Source organism: Pseudomonas sp. BF-RE-25 (genome assembly GCF_019956105.1).
Classification (GTDB): domain Bacteria; phylum Pseudomonadota; class Gammaproteobacteria; order Pseudomonadales; family Pseudomonadaceae; genus Aquipseudomonas; species Aquipseudomonas migulae.
The window spans coordinates 1-9,077 of the sequence record NZ_JAHBDB010000084.1 but is presented as its reverse complement, the minus strand read 5'-3'; the positions used below and the strand labels follow the sequence as shown (position 1 = coordinate 9,077).

Sequence of the window (9,077 nt, the reverse complement as noted above, 5' to 3'; positions counted from 1 at the left end):
TGAAAATCAAAAGCAAACGCAATTACCTGTAGGAGCCGGCTTGCCGGCGAAAAACGCCCAGACACCGCGTTGATTCAGACACCCCGCGTTATCGTTGACGTCCATCGCTGGCAAGCCGGCTCCTACAGGGGGGCGGTGCACATGTGCGGAATGAGTGAACGCATCAAAAAAGGACAACGCGGACAACTGAAGAGCCAGGTCGGCTTTCAGGCCGCCTCGGCGGCTGTGGCGGTAGTCGCCCCCTCGAGAGGCTGAGTGGAGGTTCTGCGTAGTGGGCAACCCGGCATGGATGCCGGGTTAGCCGCCCCCGGCCATGGATGGCCGATGGCGGCGGGCCCACGGAGCAGGACCGGAGCGAGGGTATGCCGAGCATTAGCGAGGCACCGAACGAAAGGGGCAAAAGCCCTTGGTTACTTGGGGCTCTTCCAAGTGACTCGCCGTAAGGGCGAAACCAATAGCCGCCATCACCGCAGCAACGGATATACCCCCCCATCCAATCCAAAAAATCACAATTAAACAGCATGACTACGATCAGATACCGGGCTTTTTCTGGTCTGTCACCCATGCAAAAAAAAAAGAGCCTCAGGGCTCTTTGATGGGGAAAAAGTAGAGCCCTTGAGGCTCAAGATGCACGTGAAACAGGCGGTGAGCTTGGTAGGGGTTCAGATCACTCACCACCTACGCAGCCGCTCGAGTTGAGCAAACAAACGGCTGCGTAGAATCATCGTAGGAAGATGGAGTTTGGCACTCAAGTACCGCTAGTCGCGTCCCGGCCAGCCCGCACGACGCAAGGCGTTGAGCAGTGTTTCGGCGTCCAGCCCCGGCACCGCATGGCCATTGCCCTCGGCGGTGTCGCAGGCCAGCAGGGCGTTGATGATTGCTTCTTCCACGGCTTCGGTAGCGGCAAGGAACAACTCGCTGATGTGGTCGTTGTTGACCATGCTCAGGTTGTCGGTTGTCGGCGACTTCTTGCTCTCATAAGCAGCGGGTGGCACATCGTTGCCAGTCGTAAAGGCAATGAAGATATCCCCGCTGTGGTCTTCGTTACCGCCACCGGTCCGCGCCAGACCGAGGCTGGCGCGCTGGGCGAGGCGGGTGCATTGATGTGGCAGCAACGGTGCATCGGTGGCCAGGCACACCACAATCGAACCCATGCCCGGATGCGGCAACGATGCCTTGAGGAATGGCGAATCAGCCTTTTCCATATAGCGCCCGACCGGGTAACCGTCGACGCGTAATTCGTTGCGGATGCCGTGGTTGGCCTGGACGATGGCGCCCACTGTCCAGCCACCCTGGCCGGCATTCAAACGTCGCGAAGCGGTGCCGATGCCACCTTTGAATTCGTGACAGATCATGCCGCTGCCGCCACCCACCGCACCTTCTTTCACCGGTCCGCTTGTCGCCGTGCGCAGGGCTTGGGCCACGTGCTCGGGTTTGACGTGGAAACCGTTGATGTCGTTGAGCAAGCCGTCGAAGGTTTCCAGCACCACCGGCATGTTCCAGTAAAGTCGCCCGTCGTCCGGTTGCTGTTCGCGGTCCAGTACAATCAACGCATCGCGCACCACGCCCAGGCTGTGGGTGTTGGTGAAGGCGATCGGGCTGGTGAGCAGACCGGCTTCGCGGATCCATTCCAGACCTGTGGCATCGCCGTTGCCGTTGAGCACATGGACGCCGGCAAAACACGGTTGCTGGCTGGTGGAACCGGCACGCGGCTCGATCACGGTGACGCCGGTCAGGATGTCGCGACCGTTGGCGGTGCGACCTCGCACATCACTGTGGCCGACCCGCACGCCGGGTACATCGGTGATGGCATTGAGCGGGCCGGGTTGCAGTTGGCCGAACTGGAGGTTCAGGTCGCGGGCACGTGGTTTCATTGTTTCTCTCATCTTCAATTCGTGGCAGAAAAATAACTGGAGGCATTCGAACCTGTAGGAGCCGGCTTGCTGGCGATGGCGTCCTCAAGAGCGCTTCGCCAGCAAGCTGGCTCCTACAAAAGCGGGTTCACTGTCCGTTTTTGACCTTGCTCCAGATCCGCGTACGCACGCGTTCGGTAGCCGGCGGCAGCGGCTGGAGGGTGAATAACGTGGCCAAGGCTTGCGCGGACGGGTACACCGCCGGGTTATTGCGAGTCGCTTCGGCCACCAGCGACGTAGCGTTGCGGTTGCCGTTGGGGTAGTTGAGGTGATCACTGACCGGGGCAATCACTTCAGGGCGCATCAGGTAGTCGATGAAGGCCAGACCCTGCTGCGGGTGTGGCGCGTCCTTGAGCAACACGAGGGTGTCGAACCACACCGGTGCGCCTTCCTTCGGCAGGCTGTAGGCGATCTTCACGCCGTTGTTGGCCTGCTCGGCGTTGGTCTTGGCTTCCAGCATCGCGCCGGACCAACCCACCGCGACGCAGATGTTGCCGTTGGCCAGGTCGCTGATGAATTTCGACGAGTTGAAATAGGCGATGTGCGGACGCAGTTTGAGCAGCAGCGCTTCGGCCTTCTTGTAGTCCTCGGGATTGGTGCTGTTGGGCGGCAGGCCGAGGTAGTGCAGGGCCACCGGCAGCATCTCCGACGGCGAGTCGAGCATGGCCACGCCGCACTGACCGAGTTTGGCCAGGTTGGCTTCGTTGAACACCAGCTCCCAGGAATCCACCGGTGCCTTGTCGCCCAGCGCGGCGCGGACTTTATCGATGTTGTAGCCGATGCCGTTGGTGCCCCACAGGTACGGCACGGCGTACTGATTGCCCGGATCGTTGTTGGCCAGTTTCGCCAGCAGGTCAGCATCCATGTTTTTGAAGTCTGGCATCTGCGCGTGGGGCAATGGTGCCAGGGCGCCGGCCTTGATCAGGGTCGGCAGGCTGAAGTTGCTGGCCACCACCACGTCGTAGCCGCTGCGGCTGGTGAGCAGTTTGCCTTCGAGCACTTCGGCGCTGTCGAAGGTGTCGTAAACCGGCTCGATCCCGGTGTCGCGCTTGAAGTCGTGCAGGGTGTTGGGACCGATGTAGTCGTACCAGTTGTAAACGTGAACCGTCGGGCCTTCGGCAGCCAACGCCGACAGCGAAACGCACAAACAGGCGCTTAGCCCGAGATTGATCTGTGGAAGGCGACGACTCATGATGCGGCACTCCTGGCCTGCTGCAGGCCGGTGATGAACAGGTGCTTGCAGCGTATCGGCAGGCCGGGGACTCACCCATTCCCATCATGGGTTACTCGAAAGGGGTAGAGCGTGGACGCGTTGCTGAAAGAGTTGCCGGTGCACCAGGGCCTGGCGCGGGTGTTTGGCGCGTTGGGCCGGGACGGTTTCTGGCGCGCACTGGTCGATACGCTACGGTTGCTGGTGCCGCTGGACAACGCATTGGTTGCGGTGATGAGGCCGGGGCGAGTGCCACGCCTGCTGATCGATTTCGACGCCAAGGGCGGCGCCGACGAGCATGAAGAACTGGCCGGTTACAGCGCCGGCATGTACTTGCTTGATCCGTTTTATCAGGCCGCGTGTGCAGGCATTGCCGATGGCTTGCACAGCCTCGAATCGCTGGCGCCGGACCAGTTTCAGCAGAGCGAGTACTACCTGAGTTACTTCCGCTCGGTGGTGGGCGACGACGAGTTGCAGTTCATGATCAACGTCGAAGACTCTGTGCTCGGTTTGTCACTCGGCCGTTCGACGCGTTTTACCCTGGAAGAGCAGGGCCGTCTGCTTTGTGTGCGTGACTGGGTGCTGGCGGCGATGCGCCGTCACCTGCAATTGATGCCGCCAGAAGGCCCGGTTGCCGAAGCCGTGGCCGGGGATCTGGCGACGTTGCTGGATCGCTTCGACGCACGCCTGACAGTGCGCGAAATCGAAACGGCGCGCCTGATTCTTCAGGGCTTTTCAAGCAAGGCGATTGCCCAGCAATTGGGGATCTCGCCGGAAACGGTGAAAGTGCATCGGCGCAACGTCTATCACAAGCTCAACGTGAACGGGCATGGGGAGTTGTTTGCGTTGGTGTTGCAGCCGCGTTGACCGGCAAATCACAGAGATTTATTGCCTGTCAGGCCCCCATCGCGAGCAGGCTCACTCCCACATTCGATCGCATTCCAATGTGGGAGTGAGCCTGCTCGCGATGGGCGCGGCGCGGTGTTACTGCCGAAACACCAACGCCTTCAACCCGCACTCGACATCCGCATCCGGAAACTCCGGCGGATTCTCCAGCCGTTGCTCGAACCGCAGGCTCGGCGCCTCGCGCATGACGCCATCAATCAGGAAGTCCGCGCCAAACGCCGGGTCGTTCATGCAGGCCAGCACCGTGCCCTGTGGCGTGAGCAACTCCGGCAACCGACGCAGCACGCGCTGGTAATCCTTGGTCAGCAGAAAACTGCCTTTCTGGAAGGACGGCGGGTCGATGATCACCAGGTCATAAGGGCCTTTACCGATCACTTTGCCCCAGGACTTGAACAGGTCGTGGCCGAGGAAACTCACCTTGCTCATGTCGTGGCCGTTGAGCCGGTGATTGTCGCGGCCACGGTTCAGGGCCGGGCTGGACATGTCCAGGTTGACCACATGTTCGGCACCGCCCTCGATGGCCGCCACGGAGAAACCGCAGGTGTAGGCAAACAGGTTCAACACGCGCTTGCCCTCGGCATTGGCGCGCACCCAGTCGCGGCCGTAACGCATGTCGAGGAACAGTCCGGTGTTCTGCTTGCGGCCCAGGTCTACGCGATAACGCAGGCCGCCCTCGGTGATGGTCATGTCATCGATGACTTCCCCGACCAGCCATTCGGTGGTGCTTTGCAGCAGGTAGCGATGTTGCAGTGCCAACGTATGCGCGCCGGATTGCGTCCACTCGGGTGACCGGGTGATTTCCATAAGCCGTAGTTTCAGCTCATCGAGTTGCGCCGCTTCGGGCTCTTTGAACAGCGACACCAGCACCACGCCTTGCAGCCAGTCGACGGTCAATTGCTCCAGCCCCGGCCAGCACCGTCCGCGACCGTGGAACAGTCGGCGGGTTTCTGCGGGAGCCGCTGCCAGGGCGGTCAGCAGATGGTCGTGGAGGGTGGTGAGCGCGTCTGAGTTCATCGGGCGGTGTCGGTCATTGAGGGGGCGGCATTTTAACCACAATTGCGCACCTTGGGCGGACAACACACAACACTGTGGGAGCGGGCTTGCTCGCGAAGGCGGTGTGTCAGTTACATGGATATCGACTGACACACCGCCTTCGCGAGCAAGCCCGCTCCCACAGGTTATTGGGGGGTAGTTATCACGTTTAATTTAACTTTACGTGAGGATTTGGCGATCTGTCGGCTCCCATACTCGGCTCCAACAAATAACAACAACCGCCGGGAGCCGATCATGTCGCCGATACCTGCTTCATCCCATCCGCGCTGGCTGCGCCTGACCCATTGGCTGAACGCCCTGGCGGTGCTGGTCATGGTCACCAGCGGTTGGCGCATCTACAACGCATCGCCGCTCTACGACTTCAGTTTCCCGAAAGGCATCACGCTGGGCGGCTGGCTCGGCGGGGCGTTGCAATGGCATTTCGCGGCGATGTGGTTTCTTGCGATCAACGGCCTTGTCTACCTGATCATCAACCTCGCCGGCGGTCGCCTCTCTCGACGCTTCTTCCCGGTGTCGCCCAAAGGTGTTCTGCAGGACCTGTGGGCCGCATTGCGCGGGCGGCTGGGACATGCCGACCTGAGTCATTACAACCAGGTGCAACGGCTGGCTTACCTGTTCGTGATGCTCGATATCACGCTGTTGGTGGTCTCCGGGCTGGTGTTGTGGAAGTCCGTCCAGTTTCCGCTGTTGCGTGAATTACTCGGCGGTTACGAAGCAGCGCGGCATGTGCATTTCATCGCGATGGCGCTGTTGGTGGCGTTTGTCGCGGTGCATCTGGTGATGGTCGCGCTCGTTCCCAAAACGCTGCTGGCCATGATTATCGGTCGCAAGGAGCCCGTATGAAAAAGCCCATCGAAGGCCTGGATGAGTCATCCATCCTCAAAGACGCCCGGAAAATCATTGCGCCGCAGATCGAAGACCGCTCGCGCCGCTCGTTCCTGATGCGTGGGCTGACCCTCGGCGGCGTGGCCATGTTGTCGGGCTGCAACCTGACCGACAACGAAAGCGTCGAGACTGCGTTGTCATCCATGTCGCGGTTCAATGATCGGGTGCAGGGCTGGCTGTTCAATCCCAATGCACTGGCACCGACCTATCCGGCGTCGATGATCACTCGGCCGTTCCCCTTCAACGCGTTTTACGGCATCGACGAGGCGCCGACCGTCGAGGAAGAAAGCTATCGGCTGGAAGTCACCGGCCTGGTCGCCGACAAGCGCAGCTGGCGCCTCGAAGAGCTGCGTGCGATGGCGCAGAACGAGCAGATCACCCGGCATATCTGCGTCGAAGGCTGGAGCGCGATCGGGCGCTGGGGCGGCGTGCGGTTCAGCGATTTCCTCAAACGGGTCGGAGCCGACACCGATGCCAAATATGTCGGTTTCAAATGCGCCGACGATTACTACACCAGCATCGACATGGCCACCGCGCTGCACTCGCAGACGTTGCTGGCGCTGACCTATGACGGCGCGGTGCTGCCGCGTGAATACGGCTTCCCGATGAAGCTGCGCATGCCCACCAAGCTCGGCTACAAAAACCCCAAACATATTCAGGCGATTTTCGTCAGCAACACCTACAGCGGCGGCTACTGGGAAGACCAGGGCTACAACTGGTTCGGTGGCAGCTGACGGCACCCGCCAACTTCACAGCGCGGCTCACGCTGCGTTCAATCGCAACCTGTGCTTCAAGGAGTTTCATCATGAAAAAGCTGACCACCGTCGTATTGTCCATGTGCCTCGCCGTAGGCGCCGCCAGCGTGTTTGCCGCCGAGACGACAACCAGTGATGGCATGAGCAAGGACAGCATGAGCAAAGATTCGATGTCCAAGGACGCTATGAAAAAAGACTCGATGATGAAAAAGGATTCCATGTCCAAGGACACGATGAAGAAAGATGCCATGTCCAAGGACGGGATGAAAAAAGACGAGATGTCCAAGGACGCCATGAAAAAGGACAACATGTCGCAGTAAGCCAAAACAGCCCGATCCCCTGTAGGAGCGAGCCTGCTCGCGAAGGCGTCATGTCAGTCAACAGTGATGTTGAATTTTAAGCCGTCTTCGCGAGCAGGCTCGCTCTTACAGGTTTTTGCATTCCAGAAAGGCGCCGATCTGATTTTGCAGGACGCCTGATTTCGTCGACTCCCTGTATCAAAAATGAATTTCCGCCGAGTCCGCTGCTCATACCTGTAGGCAGCGGATTTGAGCCCGCGAATTCATTCGGCAATCAGGGAGTGGCAAAGTCATGTGTCCAGTATCGACGGCGGGCGAGAACCTTCCAGGCGGGTTGATTCTTGTGGTTGAAGATGACCCGCTGATCCTGGAGTTTCTCTGCGAAATTCTTCGGGAGGAGGGTTTCACCGTCGAACCTCAGATCAGTGCGGATGCTGCGGCAGGTTACCTGGACCAGCACGCAGACAAGGTGGGGTTGCTGCTGACGGACATCACCATGCCCGGCAAACTCAACGGTGCCGATCTGGCCAATCAGTTCGGCGACCGCTGGCCGGGCAAGCCGATTATGATCATGTCCGGCTTCGAAACGCCGCAGACTTCCGGCGTGCGGCATGAGGTGTCGTTCATCAAGAAACCCTGGGCGCTGGGGCAATTGCTCGATTGCGTGGAAGGTGCGTTGAAGTCGAAGACGGTTGGCTGAAACAACACGCGGCGGACAAGCCAATGCTACATTGCTCGGCAAAACTCGCCCGGCTCTTGCAAAAGGACGCTCATCCTTGTCAGCTCAACCATCGGTTTTCAACAAGCCTTATCGCGCTTTCCTGTTCGATATGGACGGCACCGTCCTCAATTCCATCGCCGCCGCCGAGCGCATCTGGACCGTCTGGGCCTTGCGCCATGGCGCGGATGTGGAGTCTTTTCTGCCGACCATTCACGGCGTCCGGGCCATCGACACCATCAACCGCCAGGCATTGCCAGGTGTCGATGCCGAGGCTGAAGCAGCGTGGATTACCCAAGCGGAAATCGATGATGTCGAGGGAATTGTCGAGGTGCGCAGGGCGGCGGGCTTCCTGACGTCGCTGCCAGCCAGCCAGTGGGCCATCGTGACCTCTGCGCCCAAAGCGCTCGCGCTTCGCCGGATGGCGGCGGCGGGGATTCCCGAACCTGCGGTGATGGTCACGGCGGAAGACGTCAGCGCCGGCAAACCCGATCCGGCGGGTTATCGGTTGGCGGCCAGGCGGTTAGGTGTCGAAGTGACCGATTGCCTGATCTTCGAAGATGCCACCGTCGGCATTCTCGCTGCGCAAGCTGCAGGGGCAGATCTGTTGATCATTACCTCGACTCACGCTCATCCGATCGAAACGCCGCATGCGACGATGGTCGATTATGACTCGGTCACCGTCCAGGTCGACCCCGACGGCCATCTCCGCCTGCTCACCCCCTGACAACACCGCCCCCCTGTAGGAGCCAGCTTGCTGGCGATGGTGTATCAGTCGACATCAATGTGGCTGACACACCATCGCCAGCAAGCTGGCTCCTACAAGGGCCGCGGCGTTAATAGAGACCGGGAATCAACCGCCAGCTACGGCTGCAATACGCCTCATATTCACTGCCAAACTGCGCCCGCAGCAGCGCCTCTTCCGCGTGGATGCGGGCAATCAGCGGGATCACCGTCAGCGCTGCCAGCAACAGACCAACGCCCGAACGAAACGCCAGCGCCCAACCCACCGCAATCACCAACATCCCCAAATAGCTGGGGTTACGCAAACGGCGATAAATCCCCTCTGTCACGAGGCGATGCCCCGGCTGAATCGCCACCAGTCCGCTGAAGCGCTTGCCCAACACAAACACCGGCCACATGCGCAACGCACCGCCGATGATGAACACCAGCGCCCCGAACCAACGCACGCCTTCACCGCCGAAGGTCCAAAAGTCGATCCGGTCGGTGTAGGCGGGTAGAAAACCGCTCGCTATCCCGATCCCCCCGAAGGCCGGCAGCACCCAGCGATTGGCCCGGTCTTCACGTTCGCCGGAGCTGAGGTTGACCTCGGTGAAC

Annotated in this window: 10 protein-coding genes; 6 read left to right on the top strand and 4 right to left on the bottom strand. The window is 60.4% G+C overall.

Going from position 1 to position 9,077, the window contains the following annotated elements; all coding sequences use genetic code 11:
- Positions 1 to 758: 758 nt before the first annotated feature.
- Complete coding sequence (locus KGB24_RS27435; RefSeq protein ID WP_223413933.1) at positions 759 to 1,874, bottom strand: P1 family peptidase; 1,116 nt, start codon at positions 1,872 to 1,874, stop codon at positions 759 to 761.
- A 127-nt stretch (positions 1,875 to 2,001) separates the two neighbouring features.
- The gene (locus KGB24_RS27430) at positions 2,002 to 3,105 is read right to left on the bottom strand and encodes a polyamine ABC transporter substrate-binding protein (RefSeq protein WP_223413934.1); all 1,104 of its coding nucleotides are present in this window, start codon (positions 3,103 to 3,105) and stop codon (positions 2,002 to 2,004) included.
- A gap of 111 nt (positions 3,106 to 3,216) precedes the next feature.
- On the opposite strand from KGB24_RS27430, the gene KGB24_RS27425 reads away from it, so the two are divergent.
- Positions 3,217 to 3,990 (top strand): helix-turn-helix transcriptional regulator, encoded by a 774-nt coding sequence (locus tag KGB24_RS27425; protein ID WP_008043396.1) that lies wholly within the window; start codon positions 3,217 to 3,219, stop codon positions 3,988 to 3,990.
- A gap of 117 nt (positions 3,991 to 4,107) precedes the next feature.
- On the opposite strand, the gene KGB24_RS27420 is transcribed toward KGB24_RS27425, so the two are convergent.
- Positions 4,108 to 5,043 carry a class I SAM-dependent methyltransferase gene (locus tag KGB24_RS27420; RefSeq protein WP_223413935.1) on the bottom strand — a complete coding sequence of 312 codons (936 nt, stop codon included), beginning with the start codon at positions 5,041 to 5,043 and terminating at the stop codon, positions 4,108 to 4,110.
- 273 nt (positions 5,044 to 5,316) lie between these two features.
- On the opposite strand from KGB24_RS27420, the gene KGB24_RS27415 reads away from it, so the two are divergent.
- The 5 genes from KGB24_RS27415 to KGB24_RS27395 all read left to right on the top strand — a co-directional run bounded on the left by KGB24_RS27415 (position 5,317) and on the right by KGB24_RS27395 (position 8,466).
- Positions 5,317 to 5,925, top strand: coding sequence for a cytochrome b/b6 domain-containing protein (locus KGB24_RS27415; RefSeq protein WP_223413949.1), 609 nt, complete (start codon positions 5,317 to 5,319; stop codon positions 5,923 to 5,925).
- Entirely contained in the window at positions 5,922 to 6,701 is a 780-nt protein-coding gene (locus tag KGB24_RS27410; RefSeq protein WP_223413950.1) for a molybdopterin-dependent oxidoreductase, read from the top strand. Before KGB24_RS27415 ends, KGB24_RS27410 begins: the two co-directional genes overlap by 4 nt.
- A gap of 71 nt (positions 6,702 to 6,772) precedes the next feature.
- Positions 6,773 to 7,042, top strand: coding sequence for a pentapeptide MXKDX repeat protein (locus KGB24_RS27405; protein WP_008033131.1), 270 nt, complete (start codon positions 6,773 to 6,775; stop codon positions 7,040 to 7,042).
- A 271-nt stretch (positions 7,043 to 7,313) separates the two neighbouring features.
- Positions 7,314 to 7,721 (top strand): response regulator, encoded by a 408-nt coding sequence (locus tag KGB24_RS27400; protein ID WP_223413951.1) that lies wholly within the window; start codon positions 7,314 to 7,316, stop codon positions 7,719 to 7,721.
- Positions 7,722 to 7,797: 76 nt separating this feature from the next.
- Positions 7,798 to 8,466 carry an HAD-IA family hydrolase gene (locus KGB24_RS27395; RefSeq protein WP_223413952.1) on the top strand — a complete coding sequence of 223 codons (669 nt, stop codon included), beginning with the start codon at positions 7,798 to 7,800 and terminating at the stop codon, positions 8,464 to 8,466.
- Positions 8,467 to 8,575: 109 nt separating this feature from the next.
- Here KGB24_RS27395 and KGB24_RS27390 read toward each other — a convergent pair.
- Positions 8,576 to 9,077 (bottom strand): methyltransferase family protein (locus KGB24_RS27390; RefSeq protein ID WP_223474897.1); only part of this gene is annotated, 502 nt, incomplete at its 5' end.

Bases quoted from the DNA above. Each gene is read 5' to 3' on its own strand.
- KGB24_RS27435 (WP_223413933.1), bottom strand. From the start codon at position 1,874: ATGAAACCACGTGCCCGCGACCTGAACCTCCAGTTCGGCCAACTGCAA.
- KGB24_RS27430 (WP_223413934.1), bottom strand. From the start codon at position 3,105: ATGAGTCGTCGCCTTCCACAGATCAATCTCGGGCTAAGCGCCTGTTTG.
- KGB24_RS27420 (WP_223413935.1), bottom strand. From the start codon at position 5,043: ATGAACTCAGACGCGCTCACCACCCTCCACGACCATCTGCTGACCGCC.
- KGB24_RS27415 (WP_223413949.1), top strand. From the start codon at position 5,317: ATGTCGCCGATACCTGCTTCATCCCATCCGCGCTGGCTGCGCCTGACC.
- KGB24_RS27410 (WP_223413950.1), top strand. From the start codon at position 5,922: ATGAAAAAGCCCATCGAAGGCCTGGATGAGTCATCCATCCTCAAAGAC.
- KGB24_RS27405 (WP_008033131.1), top strand. From the start codon at position 6,773: ATGAAAAAGCTGACCACCGTCGTATTGTCCATGTGCCTCGCCGTAGGC.
- KGB24_RS27400 (WP_223413951.1), top strand. From the start codon at position 7,314: ATGTGTCCAGTATCGACGGCGGGCGAGAACCTTCCAGGCGGGTTGATT.